The following is a 21460-nucleotide window of genomic DNA, read 5'->3' on the forward strand; positions in this document are numbered from 1 at the left end:
GAGAGTAGCAATGACACCAGATAAAATAGTACGTAATTTCCAGCGCTGTGTTAATTGGGAAGAAAAATATCTATATATGATCGAGCTTGGTGAGCGATTTTGTACCTTGGAATCGGAAAAATGTACTGATGATTACCGTGTTTCTGGATGTCAGAGTCAAGTATGGATCTCGATTGATTTAGATAATGACTGTTTAAAAATTAAGGGAATGAGTGATGCTGCGATTGTGAGAGGCCTGATTGCTCTTATTATTATTGCATTTAATGGTTGTTCGTTAGATCAAGCTAAAACCTTCGATTTACAAAAATGGTTTAACGAATTGGAGCTTACTCAGCATTTAACGGCATCAAGAGCTGTTGGGCTAAGTGAAATTGTAAAATCAGTTTATAACAAGTTATAAAATTTAATTCTTTTAGATAGTTAACCATTTATCTTTGTTATTTGAACATGCGTAAATTTGCAATTAAATCTTGAGTTTTTGAAGTTAATAAATACTAGAGCTTCGTTTAAATCGGCGTAGAGTAACAGTGAAACATAGATAAAATAAGGTATGTATGATGACACCCAAAGATAGATGGTTACTAGACCAGATGTTAGAACTTGAAGGTAAAGATCTTACTCAGTTAACAAAGCAAGAAAAAGAAGTGTTTGATGCGTTTGAAGCAAGAGCTCACGAGTTTGGCGTAACAATTGAAATTGCTTCTGAAGCACCTTTAAGTGATATAAAACAAGGTACCTCATCTTATTCGGTTACCCAATTAGAAAGACATTTCCCAAATCAAATCATCATAAAGCGCGTATTGGATGATGAATAATAATTTCCCCCAGTACTATAAGTAATGGGGGAGTTTATGTAGATCTTTAGTTGTGTTTTAAAATAAGCTCATTTTCTATGGCTTATTAGATGGAGTTGAATTATTTTCAAAAAAACATTCTTATGTGTGTATAATAAGCATTTCATATAAGAATTTACACATCTAAGTTATATTCATAGTTCAAGATATGTTACAAAAATTACCTAAGATTTTCACAAAGAAAAAATACGTTTTTATTCTATTCGTTTTTATGAGCTGGTTTGTGTTATCTGCTTGTTTTTTGTTAATGGATTATGCATATAAACGTCATAAGTTAATGAACTATGCACAAGAAACTGTTCAAGTATTCAATTCCATTTTTAATCATGCGAATTCAAGTATAAACTTGGCAGAGAAAGTGGACTATTTGGACTGTGACAAATCATTGAATCAGCTGCGTCAAATTGCTGCCGTTACACCATATGTTCGCTCTATAGTTATACTTCATAACAACAAACTTATTTGTAATAGTGTCTTAGGTAAAACGAACTTTCCAGTTAATCGTAACTTGAAACATCAGAAATTAGCCATTATTGATAAGAGCTATATAACAAAAAAACCTGTATTAATATTAACAAAAAAAATTAATGAAAATTCTGAGATTAGAATTGGAATTAATACCTATTTTTTATCCCATAATCTGATTTCTAGTACAGAAGATAGAGAACTGTATATTGAGATTGATGATGCCATTTATAACTTAGACGGTGTAGCAAGAAGTATTGATACCTCTGATGGATATATTCGAGTAAGTTCTTTATTATATCCATTTTCAATTTATGTTGATGATTCTTTTGTATTAACCTCCCTTGATATGACATTTGTTCTGTTTATGTTACTTACAGGGATTGTTGTTGGTGGGTATGGTAATAGGATTTTTAGTAAAACGGATTTTGTAAAATATGAACTAGAAAATGCCATACTCAACAATGAAATCAAGCCTTATATTCAGCCGATATCGTCGAGTAATGGTGATGTTATTGGGGGTGAAGTATTGGCTCGTTGGGTAAAAAGTAATGATCGAGTTATACCTCCAAGTGTTTTTATCCCATTAATCGAACAGTATGATTTGATGGAATCAATGACTAACGCCATGATAGATCAGCTGATCAATACACCAAACCTGCTTGAGTCTAATAAGTCACTACATCTCAGTATTAATGTTACAAAAGAATGTTTAGAAAATGAGATAATTCGTATTAAATGTGAATGGCTTGCAGAGCAATGTCGTTTAATTTTAGAGTTAACAGAAAGTGAAGAATTTACCGATCCTGAGTACATCTCATTACTTATGAGTGAGTTACGGGAGCGTGGTGTTTTGTTTGCTCTTGATGATTATGGTACTGGCTTTTCAACATTAAAATATCTTAAACAGTATCAATTTGATTACTTAAAAATTGATAAAATGTTTATTGATAATGTTTGTGATGATAGTGTTTCAAGTGAGATCATTAAAAATATCATATCGTTAGCTAAAAAACTTAATATTAGTCTTGTTGCCGAAGGGGTTGAGCACCAGTGTCAGGTACATAAGCTTTCAAACTATGGTGTAGATATTTCCAAGGCTATTATTTTAGTAAACCAATAACAGTCGATGATTTTATTGCTAAGTATATTCCTTAGTGATTTGGTTACTTAATTTAAACGCTATTACAGAAGAATGATTGAGGAACAATAGTCATCAAGAAGCCCTTTTCATATCGTTAAAGTAGGAATAGATTAGATCTATACGTAATTTAACAGGGAATGAAGATGGCTGATGTTGTAGCATTTTACGATACCGAACAGGTTAAGATTGGTGAGCAGGGTATTGCCAATGAGCTGAAAATAACCATGTATGAACTTATGCAAAAGGCTGGGACTGCTGTTTTTCAGGCTATTGTCCAGAGTTATCCCGATGCACACTCGCTGATTATATTTGTTGGTAAAGGCAATAACGGTGGAGATGGTTATGTTGTTGCTAGATTAGCGTTATTGGCGGGGTACGGAGTTCAGGTACATCATCATGGTGATCAAAACCGCTTAACATCGGATAGCCATAAAGCTAAACAGGACTATCTTAATGCGGGCGGTTTTCTTTTGGCTTATGATGATCTCGATTTTCAAAACATAGACCTTGTTATTGATGCGCTTCTTGGAACGGGGTTGAACGGTAACGTGTATCCCGAAACATGTGCGCTTATCCACAAGATTAATCATCTCAATCTACCGATAATGTCTATCGATATTCCGTCAGGGCTATGTGCTAATACCGGATTTGCTAGTAAAGAAGTTATTAAAGCTGATACCACGGTTTGTTTAATTGCGATAAAAAGTGGTTTGATTACAGGCTCTGCACGAGAGTATGTTGGTAAGTTAGTTCTTGACGACTTAGGTGTTAAGACGCCCTTTTGCAAAAATGCGTTCGTAAAAGGAATTTTAACTTACGCAAAAATAAAACTAAGAAAACCTACATATCATAAAGGTAATTCAGGGCACTCTCTGGTGATTGGAGGCGATGCAGGTATGGGAGGAGCTTTACTTCTTTCCTCTGAAGCTTGTTTACGTTCTGGTGCCGGTTTAGTCGCTTCTTTAACTGATACGACGAATATAATGCCTTCTCTTGTCCGTACACCTGAAGTTATGGCTTCTGATTGGCAAAATCAAGAAATGTTATCTCAACGTTTATCATGGGCTACGGCACTTGGATTCGGACCAGGTTTGGGTTTGAGTTCGTTCGCAAAATACCTATTTATCCAAATCACTCAGCAAACTTTACCCAAAGTATTTGATGCCGACGCATTGAATATACTTTCATTGACTCCTAACTTTGATGATTTGAGAATCTTAACCCCTCATCCAGGCGAAGCCGCTCGATTGCTAAATTGTACTATCAAAGATATTGAACAAGACCGATATCAAGCAGTTCAAAAGATACAGAGCAAATATGGTGGTGTCGTCGTACTTAAAGGTGCCGGAACTGTAATTTATGATGGAAAACAATTTTTTGTTTGTGCCATTGGAAATGCAAGTATGGCAACAGGAGGAATGGGTGATGTGTTGACGGGGGTTATCACCAGTTTATTAGCACAAGGTTATAATACGACTCAGGCTGCTGTCTATGGTGTTCATATTCATAGTTTGGCAGGTGATCTTGCTGCTAAAACTAAACCTATTGGGTTAATTGCTAGTGATGTTATTGCATATTTATCTAATGCGGTTTATCTGAGCTCTAATGGATAAAAAAAAGAGGTGGAATTAACCACCTCTTTTTACTATCTCAAACAAATCAATGATTATTACTTAGTGTAAGAACCACGGATGTTGTCGATGCGCTGGTTAGCACGCATTGCTTCTTGGTAAGCTGCGTCAGATGCTGCACGAGCGTCGTTAACAGCGCCAGCTAGTTGATCTTGTTGGCCTTGTAGAGCGCTTACTTGATCAGAAAGTGCGTCAACTTTGTTAGTTAGTTGCTGCATTTCGCTTGAGCTTGAACAACCCATTAGAGTTGCACTTAGAATAACACCAGCTAGGATAGTTACTTTACGATTCATTCTCTTTATTCTCCTTTAATCTGCCACTACAAACTGAGTGTAAAAGTTTTAGTTGGCAGATTCATTATGGCATAACTTGCTAAAAAATCTCATTAAAAACACATAAATAATAAAAAAACTTTTTCTCGTTATGGGATCATTCACACAAAATTGCAATTATTTATCTTAAATTTACCTTCTATTGACAGTTTCAATTGATGATTTAAGTTTTCAAGTTTTGAGTAATGGTGTTTTATTTTATTGATTTTAATTGTTTTTTCGTAAACTTACATTTTGTTTTTATTGAGTTAATTTTGTTTTGAACTGTACTTTGGTAGAAATTTAATTATTTAAGTGAAAAAGCTATAGTAACAATTTGTCAACGTTTCTGTGAAATTAAAACATCATTAATTTCCTGAGTCAGCAGTTGGACATTTAAAGTATGTGCAACCTTTTTAATAATATTGCCATTAGGCTGAAGAATATAAAAATAGGAGTTGTGATCGATTGTGTATTCAAGCTTTGATTCTGGCATTTTAGTCTTGAGATAGAGCACACCATATTTATTTGCTAATTCAGTCGTCTGTTCGACAGTACCAACTAAGCCTGTAATCCCAGCCTTAAAATAACTTGCATACTCCTTGGTTTTTGTTGCGGTATCTCTTTCTGGATCTAGTGTTATAAATATCGGCCACACATTTTGACGTTGTGTTTCAGATAAATTATCTAAAGCACTTGATAAGATAGCTAATGAGGTTGGGCATACGTCAGGGCATTGAGTGTAACCAAAATACACAACCCTAATTCGAGGATCTGTTGTATCGAAAAGGTCGATAACATCTTCTCCATACTCAAGAATCTGCATTGGGTAGTAGGGAGCATGGCGAGCATTAGGATCTCGTTTTTGCCAGAAATAATGCGCCGTTAATCCAGAAAAAAGCGCACAAATAAGAATTAGCCACTGATACCGCATGATAAGTCCCTATATAAAAACAGCCTGTTATAGTAAATATAACAGGCTGTTTAATGAGCTTTTATGCTGGTAAGTTTACTTTGTGATTAAAGTAACTTTATCTAGTGATTATTCACCGTGTTGCGCGAACTTTTCTAATCCCCAAACAATAGCAATACCCAAAATCATGGCGACAACAGCATAGCCTAAAAGTGCTGGTTGGCCTGTTACATGTTCAAAATTAAAAGGAGATAAGTTTTGTTCTACAAGAGGAACCTGCTCTCCATGAGAGTTAATACGCCAAGTTAACGTTTCTTTCCATGGCCAGATTTTGCCAAGGGTTCCGATCATTAATCCAGTTAAGAAAGTTAAAGCGATATCTCGGTAGTTTCTTAAGATCCAAGATAAAACATGAGAAAACGTCAAAAGACCAACGACACAGCCCATTGCAAATAGACCGAGAGTAACAACATCCATCGATTTTGCCGCACCTAAAATTGGGGCATACATACCGAGCAGCAATAGAATAAAGCTACCTGAAATTCCAGGTAAGATCATAGCGCAGATAGCGATAGCGCCTGCAATGACGATATTGACTGGCGTTGGATCCATGCTGACAGGGTTAACAACTGTAATACCATATGCAAAAGCAGCCCCAAGAATAACGGCAATAAAACGAGTTAAAGCCCAGCGGTCAACTTGTTTAAACATATGAATAACTGACACAATGATCAAACCAAAAAAGAAAGACCATAGTGGAATTGGATGAGTATGCAACATCCAGGTAATGAAACGCGCTAATGTAAAGATGCTAGTTAAAATACCAGCGAAAAGGGCGATAAGAAAAGCACCGTTAACATGCTCAAAAGCACCTTTAAGACCTTTCTCTTTTAAAACAGAGATAAGTTTAGGGTTAATACGACGAATACTTTCTAAAAGAGTATCGTAGATACCTGTAATAAAAGCGATTGTGCCGCCAGATACACCAGGGACAACATCAGCTGCACCCATTGCCATTCCTTTTAAAAAGGTAATCAGCTTATTCATGTAAGATCATCTTATTTAATTAAAAAACTGGCGATATTATACATTTAAAAACAAGAAAAAAGAGTGAAAAGATAAGATGATTGACACTAATTTTACAGGGATATATGTTCGTAGGTCATTACTTCTGTTTATTTGATATTCTATAGGAATGCTTTTAAATTCAGAGAAAGAAAACAGAACTTATTACGTTAATGTACAAATTGTGACCATTCTAATATTAAAAAAGAAGAATCTAGGTAAAGTGGTTTTATAAATTTTAAATACAATCTTACGATTAATGGAGTAATCAGATGTATAAGACTCTGCTCGGTATTGCAACAGAGAATCAACTCATTCGAGCTGATATGAAGTGGGATACGACAAAATCACATGATATTGAAACCCTATGGTTAGTTGAAAAATCACCGGATGATAATGTTGTGGCGAGGTATGTGATCAAAGTCACTAAAGAATTAAATTTTCCTGATAGAAGAAATATTTCGTATCAAAAATATACTCCAGATAGTTTATCGTTGGTGAGTAGCGGCGAATTAATTGCGTAAATAATTGCACATTTATATATATGTAATAAGACCATTATATGTTGAATTTGTGCTCTAGATTTTATTCTTTGCAGAAAACCACGTAAAATCTTGAAAAATTAAAATTAGTTTGTATCTTATTTCGATATAACAGTGATACTTATTTTATTTATATCAGGATTCAGTTTATCAGTGAGTCCTGATTTCGTGTATTTAAGGAATAATTACATGATACCAAGAGATTCGACTTTACGAGTTGTAAGACCGACAGATAATCTTGATACTATAGCTGAAATGTATTCCGCTTTAGGCTTTGAAAAAGTTAAAGAATTCAAGGATCATGAGGGTTTTGATGGCGTAATTCTTGGTCATCGAAAACATGCTTATCATTTAGAGTTTACCCATCGCATCGGTACAAAAATTGGTAAAGCCCCTAATCAAGAGCAGCAATTGGTTTTCTATATTGCTTGTAGTCGAGAGTGGGAGCGAGCTTGCCGTAGTATGATCAGTGCTGGTTTTAATGTGGTTGAAAACATTAATCCATACTGGGAGTCTGTTGGTAAAACATTCGAAGATATTGATGGTTATCGTCTAGTTCTTCAAAACTTAGATTGGGATCTATAAGCCAATTTATTATTTATAAATGATAAAGCATCAGTTATTGATGCTTTATTTTTGCATAAGATATCTCTCCTTCTTTCATAATTTTTTCTGCCATAGTACCAAAAAAATCGCATGGATTATTGTGATTAACTAAATGGTGCTGTCTGTTGCCAATATTTTTGAGTAATTTTATTTCAGCTTGCTCTTTTACTTGTAACCTTTCAGGAGTATTAAAATAATCCAATATTGGCGATCTTAAATGTTGATCAATTTGTTGTAATTGAAAATAGCACCGATTTATTGCAATCATATCCTTCATCAGTTTGAGGCTTTCTGCAGTAGATATAGTTTGATCATTTATTAATTCTAGGATTCTATCCCATCTTTTAGATGCTAAAAGCCCCATTACGACATATTCAGGCCTTTGATAACTGCTTAATAGGATTTTTTCATAATCATCTCGAATTAAATTTCGATTAATATCATTGCCCCATAAGTCTTTTGATAAATATTGAGTAGTTATCATTTCTATCTGTTCAGATGGAAGTTCACTAGAGCTTACGTGCCACTGGGCTAGTATTGATAATGCAGAATATTCATTCAGAGGGAGTTGTATATGGTTTCCATCGAGTATAGCTGGATGGCTTTTCATCATTTCTAACGAGTCATAAGCCATAGCGGGTAGAACGAAAAGGAGATAGATCGAGATGATTAGAAATCGTAAGTAAGTCAGCATAATGAATATGTAATAGTGTTATCTGTATTATTCATAAGCTGTATTGGCGTTTATCTCAATATTAATGAAGTGGATTGTAGAGTGACTATACATTTTTGTATGAAAAAAATTAACTTACAATAATGTATGAAGTAGATATGGTTATTAAATTATTGTCTTTTATCTAATTGTTAAGCTGCAGTTTAGGCTCGTTTTATATATTACTATCATCTAGTCTTTATTACGTGTGATATTATGCCAGATAAATTATTTGAGGTAGTGTTGATAATTGTTGCTATCTCAGTCGCTATAGGAATCTATACCTGTGCAGTAATGAGCTAACGAGTTTTCAAAAGCTGATAAAACTATGATTTCAACATTGGATTGATATCTGTTTAAAATAGCAACAATTTGTATTTGTGATGGTCAGTTATATACCTTTAAGGCCTTTTCTTTTACCTTAAATGATAAGCTTTTATTTTTTGGGTGAATGATGATTTTCATCTTTCTATTTCAGCTGTTGCGACAATATAGACTTAGGCATATTCTTTATAAAAAATGATCCGTATCAATAATTAATAAGATAGGAGAGAGAATATGGCTCTTAATGAGAAAGTATGGTCTGACATGGCTGTTGACCCAGAAGCTCCTCAAGGATTTTATTTTCGTGATGCAAGTTGTGCTCAACCAATTACTTCAATGTTAGAAGTGTGGGATGCCGGTACAGTTGAAGATCCTCATCATCATCCTCATGACGATATGTCTGTGATGGTTGAAGGTCGTATAGATGTGCAATTTTTTGATCGTCAAGATGATGGCTCATTGATTAAGAAAGGGGATGTTCAGATATTTAGAAAAGGTGATACTGCATACATTCCTGCAAATCAAATTCACTCAGTAATTTACACTGAAGATACGAAAATGGTTTACGTACAAGACGGTGAATTTGGCTTTATTGCTGATTAATTGTGTCTTCTTCCTTTTGCGTTGCGAGAGAGTTTTACTTTCGCAGCGCTTTTATGCTTTTTAAGTAATTTATCTCTTATTCTCTTCTCTTCATTTTCTATCCTTCTAGTTAGAATAACTACTCTACTGTATTTCGTGCGAATAATTATCAGTTAAATCCTTTTTGTTGAGAATAAACTGCTATTGTGCTTCAAATCAAAGAATAAACTTATGTAATTTTGATACTGTCGGCGTATTACTAGATGATTTTTGTCATCCATGAACTTTGCCATAAAGGTCAAGCAAAAATTGACCTAAAAATAGATATATTAAGAGTGTTCTTAAGAGCATCGCGGGGCAAAGTTAGTTAGAACAATGAGGCTATAATGATAAATATAACGATCGACGGACAAGTGTTCGCCATCGACCCAGATCAAAATCTACTGGAAGCTGCTAAGCAATGTCAGGTGGATATCCCATCGCTATGTGGTAAGAACACAAAAGGTGAGAAAGTTGCTTGTAATCTTTGCGTAGTAGAGATTGATGGTCAGGGAGTACAACGTGCTTGTGAAACCAAGCCAGCCGAAGGAATGTCAGTAACGACTCAGTCAGAAGAGCTCAGTTCACGTCGTCAAACAGCGCTGAATAAAATTTTGTCTGATCACTATGCAGATTGTGAAGCCCCTTGCCAAACAGCATGTCCAGCAGGGGTAGATATTCAATCTTACCTTTACCATATTTCACAAAATGATCATCAGAAAGCGGTTGAAGTTATTAAACGTACTTTACCTATGCCACTATCTATTGGTCGTGTTTGTCCTGCTTTTTGTGAAGCTGAATGTCGCCGAGGGTTAGTTGATGAGCCAATTGCGATTCGTCAATTAAAGCGTCATGCCGCAGATATTGATTTAAAAGCTCAAGAAGCCTATGTACCAGAGAAAAAGCCAGCAAAAGGTAAATCTATTGCGGTTGTTGGTAGTGGTCCTGGCGGTTTAACTTGTGGCTATTATCTATCTAATGAAGGTTACAATGTCACGGTTTATGAAGCGATGCCTGAAACAGGAGGATGGCTTCGTTATGGTATTCCTGAATACCGCTTACCTAAGTCTATTTTAGATAAAGAAGTAGAGTTAATGTGCCGTAATGGCATGGAAATCTACACGAATAAAAAGTTAGGTGAAGATTTCACTTTATCGGATCTCTCTCATGATTTTGATGCGGTATGTCTAGCTGTTGGTGCATCAAAAGCGGTAGAAATGCACTATACGGGCAGCGATCTTGACGGTTGTTACTTAGGTGTTGATTATCTTAAAGATTATGTCACCGAACATAAATTAGTTACGGGTAAAAAAGTTGCCGTTATTGGTGGTGGTAATACGGCTATCGACTGTGCGCGTACAGCGGTTCGTGATGGTGCTGATACCACATTGATTTATCGTCGTACTCGCGATGAAATGCCTGCAGAAGATTATGAAATCGCAGAAGCTGAACATGAAGGGGTTAAATTCCACTTCTTAACCAATCCCGCTGAAAATATTGCTGATGCTAATGGTCGTGTATGCCAAGTGAAATTGGAAAAGATGGCTTTAGGGGAGCCAGATGCATCAGGCCGTCGTAGTCCAAAGGCAACGGGTGAATTCTTTATTGAAGAGTTTGATACCGTTATAGCGGCAGTATCGCAAAAAGCAGATTTGAGTTTTCTTGATAACGAAACGATTGAGTTGCCGTTGACGCGTTGGAATACCTCAGATGCTCACCCTGAGACCATGCACAGTGGTGTTGAGAATATCTTTAGTATTGGTGACTTTCGTCGTGGACCTGCAACGGCTATCGAAGCTGTAGCTGATGGTCGTCGCGCCGCTCAAGCTATTGATCGATTCTTTAGTGGCTCGATGGAGCAGATTCCAGCTAAAGAATTTAACTCACAAAAAGAGACAAAACTAAAATTAGTTGCGCCTGAACAATTTGCGGCCATTCCAAAAGTGATGCGTGCAGTTATGCCAGAGCTTAGCTCAGAGCAACGCGCTCTTAATTTTGGTGAAGTTGAATTAGGTTTTGATAATGAAGCCGCAATAACAGAAGCGGCTCGCTGTCTAGAGTGTGGCTGCCAAGCGAATAAAGACTGTAAGTTGCGTGATTATGCAACTGAGTACAAAGCGGCTGAAACCGATTTAGAGAACGAAGCAAAGCAGAAATTCTGTGTAGATGACTCTTCTGAATTTATTGTGTTTGATGCTAACCGCTGTATCAGTTGTGGTCAGTGTGTACAAGCCTGCAACGAAAAAGCAGTACATGGCGTTTTAAGCTTTATGAAAAATGCTGATGGCACACCTGCTCAGCGTCCTGAATGCCGACCTGGTTTTGATGGCGTAAATATGGGCGATTCAAAATGTGTACAATGTGGTGCTTGTGTACAAGCGTGTCCTACTGGTGCATTGGTTGATAAACGTGATAAAGCGCAAGGTCGAATTGAATTATTGACGCCTGTTGAAACTATCTGTACCTATTGTGGTATTGGTTGTCGTTTAACCATGTTTGTGGATAAAGCTAAAAATAAGATCCGCTATGTACAAGGCTCTGAAAAATCACCAGTGAACCAAGGTATGCTGTGTGTGAAAGGCCGCTTTGGTTTTGATTTCATTAATAGTCAAGAACGTTTACAAACACCGCTTATTCGTAAAGAAGGTCAATTAGTTCCTGCTACATGGGATGAGGCTATCTCTCTTATTGCTGAGAAGTTTACAGCGATCAAAAATGAAAAAGGTGGAGATGCATTAGCTGGATTTTCATCGGCTAAAACAACTAATGAAGATAACTTTGTCTTCCAGAAATTTGTCCGTTGTGAGTTTGAAACTAATAACGTTGATCACTGCGCTCGCTTATGTCACGCATCAACGGTAACCGGTCTTGAAGCATCACTCGGCAGTGGGGCGATGACAAATGATATTCCAAGTATCAAGCATTCAGATCTGATATTTATTATTGGATCCGATACATCATCTGCTCACCCGATTATTGGTTCACACATAAAACAAGCCGTTCGTCACCATGGCGCTCGTCTTATTGTTGCTGATCCTAAGAAGGTTGATATTGTTGCCCATGCTGAACTGTATGTCGCTCAGCGCCCTGGTACTGATGTGATGCTGTTGAATGGCATTATGCAGCAGATCATCAAAAATAATTGGCATGATCAAGCATATATTGATGAGCGAGTTGAAGGCTTTAATGCATTAAAAGCTGAAGTGATGCAAGAGGCCTATTCGCTGGAAAAAGTGGAGTTGGTAACTGGGGTAAAAGCGAGTGATGTTCTTGAGATGGCTCGTTTAATTGGTACCGCAGAGCGTACTGCTATTTATTACTCTATGGGTATTACACAGCACACTACAGGCCATGATAACGTTCGTTCAATTGCAAACTTGCAAATGTTGTGCGGTAACATAGGTATTGAAGGTGCTGGCATCAATCCTCTACGTGGTCAGTCGAATGTGCAGGGCGCTTGTGATATGGGTGCTCTGCCGTGGGACTTCCCTGGATATCAAAAAGTAGAAGTACCTGAGAATCACCAGAAATTTGCTAAGGCGTGGAATAAACCTAATCTACCTGCGAAAAAAGGTTTAACCCTGACCGAGATTATTGATGCTGCATGCCATGATCAGGTAAAAGGTTTGTATGTTATGGGTGAAAACCCAGTACTAAGCGATCCGAACCAAGCGCATGTAATTGAAGGTCTTGAAAAGCTAGATTTCCTTGTAGTGCAAGATATTTTCTTAACGGAAACGGCTGAATATGCAGATGTAGTATTGCCATCGTGCTCCTTTGCTGAAAAAGATGGGCATTTTACTAATACCGAGCGCCGAGTACAGCGTATTCAAGCTGCGGTAAATCCTCCTGGTGAAGCTAAACAAGACTGGCAGATTTTGCAAATGGTCTCTCAGGCGATGGGAGGGCAATGGCATTATGATTCTGTTCAAGAGATCACAGAAGAAATCACGCAACTAACGCCTCAATATGCAGGTATCAGTTGGGATGCGGTTGGCTATGAAGGTATCCAATGGCCATGTAATGTGAATAAACCTCAAGGTACTCGTATTATGCATGAAGAGCGCTTTGTTCGTGGTAAAGGCGAAATGGCTGCGGTTCCATTCCGTTATGCAGCAGAGCTCCCTGATGAAGAGTTTCCTCTGGTCTTAACAACTGGCCGTCTACTAGAGCAGTTCCACACTGGTACTATGACTCGTAAAACGAAAGGTTTGGATAATCTTGCAGGACCTCGGGCAATGATTAGTGTGACAGATGCTGAGCGTCTAGGTATTCATAATGGTGAAATGATCCGTGTTGCAACTCGTCGTGGCGCTATTGAAACGCCAGCATTTGTGACTAAACGTATGCAAGATGGTGTTGTATTTGTACCATTCCATTTTGCAGAATCACCAGCAAACCGTTTAACCATAACAGCAACTGACCCGCATGCTAAGATCCCTGAGTTTAAAGTTGCGGCAGTGAAAATTGAGAAGATAGAAGCAAAAGAGGTTGAATTAGCTTAATTGTAGCCTTAATCTTATTTTGATAGATAGAGCCACTAAGCCTTGGGTTTAGTGGCTTTTTTTCAGCCTTAATAACTGGTTTGATACCATGCTTAGGTATAGAATCTTCATATACGCAGTACATTATCTGAGGTGAGTGATGAAATTTGGCATTATTGTTGTGATCTCCGTTTTAGCAGGGATCTTATCTGGCGAACATTTTCACTCATTTGTTTTAGGTGTTGGTGTCGCTTCTCTTGCTGTTGGAATGGGATATTGGGTAACCTTTCGAACATCTAGTCGTTATCCTCAATTAGCCTTTTTGATGCTTTTATTAGGTCTGTTTACAAAGATCATTGTTACTATTGTCGGTGTTATGTGGGGAATTAATAAAGAGTTATTGTCATCTCCATTTGTTTTTTCTTTATCATATTTAGCCTTTTTGATTATAGCAAGCTACGGCTACTTTAAGTTACGAGAGTATCAATTAAATCAATCTAAGAAGAATATATCTAAGTAAATGCAGTGTTTGATATGTAGTAGCGAATATAATTTGGTTTAAAGGTAAGATTATGAGTTAAAGAACTATTACTACTAAACCCAAAATTATTGACACTATATGTATGCAATTATCCAAAGTTTTACTTCTACCATATGGTTTTCTATCAAAAAGAGAGTGAAATAATTATTTTTACTCTCTTTTGTTATAAATGATGTCTGATATAACCATTTAATTCCTTGGTGGTATTTGTTATTTACATTATCATTTAAAATGTTTAGATTTAATGAGATATAATATAGAAATATTATTTGTATATTTATGTATTACTATGTATGTTTCGCTATAAAATGTGATGCGCATTCCAAAATAATGAGGTAAGATACTGGAAAAGTTAGAGTTTTTATTCTTTGTTGGTATTTAAAAGGGCTGATCGTGATTTTTATATTACACTAACTATAAATTTAAAATATTCAATGATGTCGATTTTTAATTACATATGAACTAAGAAAATGGACATAATAAGCTTGTAATTGGCATGCTCTATAAAAATATATTGACTATTAACTGATATATTAATAAGTTCGAGTCCACTGTTTATTTTAGGTTTATCTAATGCATGTTTTAATTCTGAGGGCAAGAAAATCACAAAAGATTACTCAACTCGAAATGGCTAAAAAACTTGGAATATCAAGACAAACGTATGTTGATATTGAAAATGGAGTACGAGTACCAAGAGTTGATCTGTTAAATAAAATTTCAGAGATTACTAATAAACCCGTAAGTTATTTTTTTGAGAGAAATAACCCTATGGATTGTGAGAGGTTACTTGGTTTGCTGGCAGAGCTAGAACCCAAAAGGCGTGATTGGTATATGAAATTATTTGAAAAAATACTCGAAGAAGAGTTAGATTTTGTTTCTTAGTATAATTTATAAATTAAGCTTATAATTATTTGAGTTGTGATTTCTTGTAAATTCCGTTTTGAATTGTGTTTTTAATGCCATTGTTTGAAATTAGCGGAGATAGAATAATATTTTTTTATGGGATTTTTTCTATCTTAATAATGTCAATTTGGCAGGGTTGTTAAAACTGTTGATTATGAGAAATGCCATCTCTGGATATTATTTTGATTATAGTTCATGATTTGAGTTATTTATCATCAAGAATTTATAATACGTTTTTTATAATAAATAAATATGATTCTAATGACCATTTTTGATTTTTATATTAATATTATTATCAAATAAAAATTAGGATTTATATAATAATGAAAGTATATCTTCAGCTAAAAAAAGAGTTAGACTTCTTACGCTCATTGATGTTCGATTTAATCGATATGGGTGAATTTGAGTATTTTGCTAAAATATATGATGATTATCATCAAAAATTGGCAATGTTTTCAAAATGTTACGAAGAAGTCTGTGGTGAGTTGTCTATAATTGAGCCTCAAGATGACAAGTTGTATAAAAAAGATCTTATCCGATAAGAAAAAGCTAGTTTGTACAGTATCACTCCTCATTTGGGGGGTATTCTCAATTGCATTATTAAGTGCAACTTATTTATCACACTTAGCATCTTTAAAGGAAAGAGGTGATTTAGTAAGAGTTCAAGTCGAAGAAATGCTTGCTAATGCTCAAACCGGTATTAATAAAGCAGTACGATTGGATCTTGATAATTGTGATAACTCATTGTATGAGTTAAGAAATATTGTTGCAGTTACGCCGGATATTCGAACTATTAGTTTAGTCCGTAATGGTTATATGTATTGCAATTCAATCATTGGTAAACTTTCACCAGAACGGAAAATGGGTAATTACCAGAAGCGATTATATGTCCGACATAATAGTGCATTAGACCATTCTCCGGTCATGATTTTAACGCAGAAAATATCCAAGTCACAATGGGTTAGAGTTGGTATTAGTGAATATTATTTATTAAGGGCACTTCAACGGATTAACGGTGATGGTGCCGTCGTCATCAAAGTGGGTGATACATCATATAATGAATTCGGTATTATAAAGGCTAACTTAGACAAGTATGCCTTTTACCAAAAATCAGTTATCTATCCGTTTTCAATATATCTAGATAATAATTTTACTATTGATAATAAAACAATAATTTATCTACTTGTATTAGCTTTTATTTCATTTGGTCTAGCATTGTTAGCAATGCGTTTTATCACTAGTCTCAATTGGGCAAAATTTGAGGTTGAAAATGCAATTATTAACAATAAGATAAAACCTTATGTTCAGCCTATTGTTGATGATAATGGTGATATTGTTGGTGGTGAAATTCTAGCGCGCTGGATAAAAGATAATGGAGAGATTGTACCTCCTAATGTCTTTATACCAACAATTGAGCAATATGACTTAATGGTGCCAATGACACTCAGTTTATTAAATCAAGTTATTGAATATCAATCGCTTTATCATTACAAAAGATTGCATTTAAGTTTTAATGTGACAGAACCTTGTCTAAATGATCCTAAAATTAAACGTGTCTGCCGCTCTTTAAGTCGTTACTGTGATGTGGTTTTAGAATTAACTGAAAATCAGCAATTGGTTCAGACAGATACAGCTCAAACTATGATGGCAAGTATGCGTAAATTCGGTGTAAAGTTTGCTTTAGATGACTACGGGACAGGATACTCAACACTCGATTATCTACGGAAGATTAAGTTCGATTATTTAAAAATTGATAAGTCTTTTGTTGATCATATTACAAGCGATGATGTTTCTAATGCCATCATTGACAACATTATTGCCTTAGCTGATCGGTTAAATATTCGAATTATTGCAGAGGGTATTGAACAGCCTGAACAAGTTGAGATTTTGAAATCTCGCGGTGTTGTTTACTTTCAAGGTTACCTTTATGGAAAGCCTATGTTACTCGATGAGTTTGCTTCAAAGCTTGTTTGAGATAAATAACAGGGATGTTGTTTTGAGAACGCATAACTATTCATAACTTGAATATTAACTTAGCAATATTCTCAATTACTGATATGCTATAAATGTATCTATTTTGTAAAAATATCAATAATTTTAAGGATCGTTATGCACGATATTGGAACAATGGCTGTAAGTGTATTTATGGGTTTTTTTGCGATGATGAACCCGTTTGCTAATACGGCTGTCTTTGTCGGAATGACAGGGGGATTACCAGCCAAACAAGTGCGAGCTATTGCTCTTAAAGCTTTGGTCACTGCTTTTGCAATTATTGCTGCATTTAGCTTCTTAGGAAAAGGAATTTTTGAAGTTTTTGGTATTACTTTGCCTGCTTTAAGAATGGCTGGTGGAGTATTAGTGTTTTTGGTTGGCTATCACATGTTACAAGGTAACTCATCATCAATGCATTCATCTCAAAATGCGAGCCAAGATAGTGATAATAACTCAGACCAAGACATTGCCATATCTCCACTTGCTCTACCTCTTTTAGCTGGCCCAGGCACAATTGCCACTGCAATGAATTACTCAGCGGCAGGTAATATGTTACATATCATTATCACTATTTCTGCTTTTGCGGCACTGTGCTTAATCACTTATGTTTATTTTATCTACGGGCCAAAGCTTATTGAAAAAGTAGGTCAGAGCGGTATCAGTATTATCACTCGTTTAATGGGATTGATTCTAACTGTCATTGGTATGCAAATGGGCATTCAAGGCGTACATGATGCCATTGTTCTATTTAATTCTACTCCTGCCTAAATACCACTAAATAAAAGCTAGATTGAGCGTAATCTAGCTTTATTAGCGTCCTAATCTTCATACAATTCAAGTGGTAATCCATCAGGATCCATGAAAAAAGTGAAGTGTTTACCCGTTAATTCGTCGATTCTAATAGGCTCTACATCAATATGGTGCTCTAGAAGATGATCGATCACCTTGTTGATATCATCCACAGCAAAGGCTAGGTGTCTTAGTCCCTGTGCTTCTGGGTAGCTTGGCCGTTTAGGGCTGTTAGGAAAAGAAAAGAGCTCAATTTGAGAGTGATCAGGCAGAGTAAGATCAAGTTTATAGGAGTCTCTTTCTGCTCGATAAGTTTCCTTTACAATAGCTAAGCCTAAAATATGATTATAAAAATGCTTAGATTTCTCATAGTCTGAGCAAATAATCGCTGCATGATGTATTTTTTTTAGCATGTTATATGTACCAATAATTAACTTACTTGAGTATTCCAATAGGTTAGAGTTGGTTCTGCTTAGTAGGTATCTGCAAATAAGTTGGGTATAATGAAAAAATTACTGTTATTTATCTTATAGAAAAATTGAAAATCGAGTCAATCTATAAGGTGACGATTATTGTTGGAGCAATCATGGCCAAACTGACCCTACAAGAACAAATGCTAAAAGCAGGTCTTGTTGATAAGAAAAAATTGAAAAAAGCGGTTAAAGGTAGCAAAAAATCTCGTACACAAGCAAAAGAAGCAAAAGCAGCTGTTGAAGCCAATCGTCAAGCTCAATTAGAAAAAGACAAACAGCTTAACCAACAGAAAAATGAGGCGGCGCAAGCAAAAGAGATTGCTGCTCAGGTTAAGCAGTTAATTGAGATGAACTGTATCGACCGTAAGAAAGGTGAAGAAGGTTATAACTTTACTGATGGTAGTACGGTTAAGACTTTATATGTTACTCCGGAACTTCGTGACCAATTAATCAAAGGTCGTCTTGCTATTGCTCGCTTAGGGGAGGGCTATGAGCTAATTCCTGCTGTTGTTGCAGATAAAATTGCACAGCGAGATCAGGAATCAATTGTTGTGAATAACACGGTTGATGAGACAGTCGTTGATGAAGACGATCCATACGCTGACTTTGTGATTCCTGATGACCTAATGTGGTAATTCCACAAAATTATTTACAGGGTCACAGATACTTATCTATAAGTAACCTCTTTAATAACTTACACCCAAGTTAATTTGGGTGTAAGCTTTTCTAGCTCTTATCCCTTACATCCTTTCACTATACTAATTTTCTAGACTATCTTTATCTGGTCTATCTTTAATTGATGTTGTTTTATCGATTGCGCTCTTATTTGTTATTTTAAAATTTAATTTTGTAATAAAAACAATAAAAAGATAATGCGAATCGATATCATTTGTGCTTTATTGGTATCATTATGTGGTTCTCTGCTGTAATGGGTAGAAACAAAACCAATAGGAATAGATAATGAAAACAGAAATCAGCCGCTGGTTAGATCGAGATCCAGATCCAAAAACGCGTTTAGAACTAGAAGAGCTTGTTGCTGCTCACAATATAGCTGAACTTGATGAGCGTTTTCGTGGCCGCTTAGAGTTTGGTACTGCAGGTCTTCGTGGTGTTGTTGGGGCAGGGCCGAATAGAATGAATCGTTTGGTTATTCAAGAAACAGCAACGGGTCTTGGTCACTACTTAATTCAGACTATTGATAACGCGAAAGAGAAAGGGGTCGTGATTGGCTATGATGGTCGACCAGATTCTAAGCAGTTTGCTCATGATGCCGCGGGTATGTTAACAGCTCTTGGTATTAAGGTTTATCTTACTTATAAAGTGGCTCCAACTCCTGTGGTTGCTTTTGGTGTTCACCATTTAGGTACTGCTGCTGCAATTGTAGTAACAGCCAGTCATAATCCACCAGAATACAACGGCTTTAAAGTTTACTGGGAGAATGGTGCACAAATTATTCCTCCACATGACAGTGGTATTGCATCCGAAATTGATAAAGCGGCAGCAATGCATTTACCTCATGCCGATCTTATTCAAGCTGAGCAACAAGGTCTGCTGATTTGGTTAGATGACGAATATTATCAAGACTACCGAGCAGCTCAAAATCATAACCCATTACTTCAAAATCATACTAAGCCAGAAGGTATTGCAATCGCCTATACCGCAATGCATGGAGTGGGGGCTGAGATGGCTGAAACACTGCTCAAAGATGCTGGATTTGAGCAAGTACATAGTGTCGCGGCTCAAAGAGAACCTGATGGTGCATTTCCAACAGTAAAATTCCCAAATCCGGAAGAAGCTGGTGCAATGGATATGGTGATTGCTGAGGCTCAAAAATACAATGCAGTATTGGCTTGTGCTAATGATCCTGATGCGGATCGATTTGCAGTAGCGGTAAGAACAGAAGATGGCAATTATAAAATGCTGACAGGGGATCAGGTTGGGATTTTATTTGGTCATTACCTATTAAATCATGCGCCAAGTGATGAGCGTTTAGTTGGTAATACGATTGTGTCATCCAGCTTATTAGCGAAAATAGCTAAAGCGGCAGATGCAACATTTTATCAAACATTAACCGGCTTTAAATGGTTGACCAATGTTGCGATGCAAAAACAGACAGATCAAAACAAGTTCCTGTTTGCGTATGAAAAAGCGTTAGGGTACACCATTGGCCGTACTGTGTGGGACAAAGATGGTTTATCTGCTCTGGTTGTATTTGCACAGTTAACAGCCGAGCTTGCTGCTCAAGGCCTCACTGTATGGGATCGATTGGAATCTATTTATCGTGAACATGGCTTATACATTAATGCACAACGCAGTTTAGCTTTAGATCCAACATCTCCGCCTGTCGGTGATACATTGCGCCAAAATCCACCTTCAGAGATTGCAGGTTTAGCGGTAGAAGTGATTGATGACTTAAAAGTATCACTAAAAACTTTCGTTGATGGTACCGTTGAGGCGATCGATTTACCATCAAGCGATGTGCTTATTTACCACCTCGCTGGTGGAGCTCGCGTTGTTGTTCGTCCATCAGGTACTGAGCCAAAGCTTAAATGCTATTACGAAGTTATTGAGCCGATGACACATGAAGATAGCCTGTGCCATTCTCAGCAGCGAGCACAGCAAGCAATGGATGATCTTATTGATAAGCATCAAGCCTCTCTTGCCTAATAGTGCTGATTTGTAATTTATTTTCAGTATAATGAAAGACAGATTGATAATAATTGACTTAAATAGAGATGACTATGCTTGAGAATATGAATCTGTCTATTCCAGAAGATATCAAAAAAGAGCCAGAGCTACCGATTCCGACTCTTGAAGAGCAGAAAAAAATTGTTGCAGAGTTAAAGCGTTTAGAAGAAGCTGGCGAGCTAACTCCTGAAATTCTTCATGCATTTATGACTGGCGAACGTAAGCCTGAGTAAGCTGAGAGAGTTTTTCTCATATTAAAAAAGAGAGCCTAAGATGTAATGCCGATCAGTTAAGCTCAAAATGATCGGTTGAATGATCCTATAGATGTGTAAAAATCCAAGTGTATTTAATGCACTTGGATTTTTTTATGGACGTTTCTCAAGCTCTAAACGTAATTAATAA

Annotated in this window: 21 protein-coding genes; 16 read left to right on the plus strand and 5 right to left on the minus strand. The window is 36.3% G+C overall.

The features are described from left to right. The first annotated feature begins 10 nt into the window (after positions 1-10). The 4 genes from CTN07_RS14655 (at position 11) to CTN07_RS14670 (ending at position 4076) form a co-directional block, all read left to right on the plus strand. Positions 11-400 (plus strand): SufE family protein, encoded by a 390-nt coding sequence (locus tag CTN07_RS14655; RefSeq protein WP_036765719.1) that lies wholly within the window; start codon positions 11-13, stop codon positions 398-400. A 154-nt stretch (positions 401-554) separates the two neighbouring features. Then, the gene (locus CTN07_RS14660; protein WP_225314594.1) at positions 555-815 is read left to right on the plus strand and encodes a hypothetical protein; all 261 of its coding nucleotides are present in this window, start codon (positions 555-557) and stop codon (positions 813-815) included. Between the two features lie 187 nt (positions 816-1002). Continuing rightward, on the plus strand, positions 1003-2442 hold the full coding sequence (locus CTN07_RS14665; RefSeq protein ID WP_005305284.1) for an EAL domain-containing protein: 1440 nt from the start codon (positions 1003-1005) through the stop codon (positions 2440-2442). 164 nt (positions 2443-2606) lie between these two features. Then, on the plus strand, positions 2607-4076 hold the full coding sequence (locus CTN07_RS14670; RefSeq protein ID WP_005305282.1) for a bifunctional ADP-dependent NAD(P)H-hydrate dehydratase/NAD(P)H-hydrate epimerase: 1470 nt from the start codon (positions 2607-2609) through the stop codon (positions 4074-4076). A gap of 56 nt (positions 4077-4132) precedes the next feature. Here CTN07_RS14670 and CTN07_RS14675 read toward each other — a convergent pair whose 3' ends face one another. From CTN07_RS14675 to CTN07_RS14685, 3 genes are all read right to left on the minus strand, one after another. Then, positions 4133-4387, minus strand: coding sequence for an Lpp/OprI family alanine-zipper lipoprotein (locus tag CTN07_RS14675; RefSeq protein WP_005305280.1), 255 nt, complete (start codon positions 4385-4387; stop codon positions 4133-4135). Positions 4388-4745: 358 nt separating this feature from the next. Continuing rightward, complete coding sequence (locus tag CTN07_RS14680; RefSeq protein ID WP_005305277.1) at positions 4746-5339, minus strand: SCO family protein; 594 nt, start codon at positions 5337-5339, stop codon at positions 4746-4748. A gap of 108 nt (positions 5340-5447) precedes the next feature. After that, positions 5448-6365, minus strand: a complete 918-nt coding sequence (locus CTN07_RS14685; protein WP_036765714.1) for a polyprenyl-phosphate transporter — start codon at positions 6363-6365, stop codon at positions 5448-5450. 290 nt (positions 6366-6655) lie between these two features. On the opposite strand from CTN07_RS14685, the gene CTN07_RS14690 reads away from it, so the two are divergent. Further along, complete coding sequence (locus tag CTN07_RS14690) at positions 6656-6907, plus strand: hypothetical protein (RefSeq protein WP_036765712.1); 252 nt, start codon at positions 6656-6658, stop codon at positions 6905-6907. A 207-nt stretch (positions 6908-7114) separates the two neighbouring features. Next, complete coding sequence (locus CTN07_RS14695) at positions 7115-7510, plus strand: VOC family protein (RefSeq protein WP_036765709.1); 396 nt, start codon at positions 7115-7117, stop codon at positions 7508-7510. A gap of 34 nt (positions 7511-7544) precedes the next feature. On the opposite strand, the gene CTN07_RS14700 is transcribed toward CTN07_RS14695, so the two are convergent. Continuing rightward, the gene (locus tag CTN07_RS14700; RefSeq protein WP_136039098.1) at positions 7545-8165 is read right to left on the minus strand and encodes a hypothetical protein; all 621 of its coding nucleotides are present in this window, start codon (positions 8163-8165) and stop codon (positions 7545-7547) included. 636 nt (positions 8166-8801) lie between these two features. Here CTN07_RS14700 and CTN07_RS14705 point away from each other — a divergent pair. From CTN07_RS14705 to CTN07_RS14735, 7 genes are all read left to right on the plus strand, one after another. Further along, positions 8802-9170 carry a cupin domain-containing protein gene (locus CTN07_RS14705; protein WP_005305268.1) on the plus strand — a complete coding sequence of 123 codons (369 nt, stop codon included), beginning with the start codon at positions 8802-8804 and terminating at the stop codon, positions 9168-9170. A gap of 365 nt (positions 9171-9535) precedes the next feature. Next, entirely contained in the window at positions 9536-13693 is a 4158-nt protein-coding gene (gene fdhF / locus CTN07_RS14710; RefSeq protein ID WP_036765708.1) for a formate dehydrogenase subunit alpha, read from the plus strand. A gap of 139 nt (positions 13694-13832) precedes the next feature. Next, a complete protein-coding gene (locus CTN07_RS14715) occupies positions 13833-14192 on the plus strand; it encodes a hypothetical protein (protein ID WP_036765707.1) in 360 nt (119 codons plus the stop codon). Between the two features lie 594 nt (positions 14193-14786). After that, complete coding sequence (locus CTN07_RS14720) at positions 14787-15095, plus strand: helix-turn-helix transcriptional regulator (protein ID WP_036765706.1); 309 nt, start codon at positions 14787-14789, stop codon at positions 15093-15095. A gap of 344 nt (positions 15096-15439) precedes the next feature. Then, on the plus strand, positions 15440-15658 hold the full coding sequence (locus CTN07_RS14725; protein ID WP_036765705.1) for a hypothetical protein: 219 nt from the start codon (positions 15440-15442) through the stop codon (positions 15656-15658). Continuing rightward, complete coding sequence (locus CTN07_RS14730) at positions 15624-17090, plus strand: EAL domain-containing protein (RefSeq protein ID WP_005305263.1); 1467 nt, start codon at positions 15624-15626, stop codon at positions 17088-17090. The genes CTN07_RS14725 and CTN07_RS14730 overlap by 35 nt, the downstream gene beginning before the upstream one ends. A 135-nt stretch (positions 17091-17225) precedes the next feature. Then, entirely contained in the window at positions 17226-17876 is a 651-nt protein-coding gene (locus CTN07_RS14735) for a MarC family protein (protein ID WP_005305260.1), read from the plus strand. 50 nt (positions 17877-17926) lie between these two features. Here CTN07_RS14735 and gloA2 read toward each other — a convergent pair whose 3' ends face one another. After that, positions 17927-18310: an SMU1112c/YaeR family gloxylase I-like metalloprotein gene (gene gloA2 / locus CTN07_RS14740; RefSeq protein ID WP_036765703.1), complete on the minus strand. Its 384-nt coding sequence runs from the start codon at positions 18308-18310 to the stop codon at positions 17927-17929. A gap of 173 nt (positions 18311-18483) precedes the next feature. Here gloA2 and CTN07_RS14745 point away from each other — a divergent pair, with 173 nt between their 5' ends. The 3 genes from CTN07_RS14745 (at position 18484) to CTN07_RS14755 (ending at position 21291) form a co-directional block, all read left to right on the plus strand. Then, entirely contained in the window at positions 18484-19005 is a 522-nt protein-coding gene (locus tag CTN07_RS14745; RefSeq protein ID WP_005305258.1) for a DUF2058 domain-containing protein, read from the plus strand. 325 nt (positions 19006-19330) lie between these two features. Then, positions 19331-21037 (plus strand): phospho-sugar mutase, encoded by a 1707-nt coding sequence (locus tag CTN07_RS14750; RefSeq protein WP_005305255.1) that lies wholly within the window; start codon positions 19331-19333, stop codon positions 21035-21037. 74 nt (positions 21038-21111) lie between these two features. Then, the gene (locus CTN07_RS14755) at positions 21112-21291 is read left to right on the plus strand and encodes a restriction endonuclease subunit S domain-containing protein (RefSeq protein WP_005305252.1); all 180 of its coding nucleotides are present in this window, start codon (positions 21112-21114) and stop codon (positions 21289-21291) included. Positions 21292-21460: the final 169 nt, after the last annotated feature.

The sequence above is a fragment of the Photobacterium damselae genome, from assembly GCF_003026815.1.
In the GTDB taxonomy this organism is placed as follows: domain Bacteria; phylum Pseudomonadota; class Gammaproteobacteria; order Enterobacterales; family Vibrionaceae; genus Photobacterium; species Photobacterium damselae.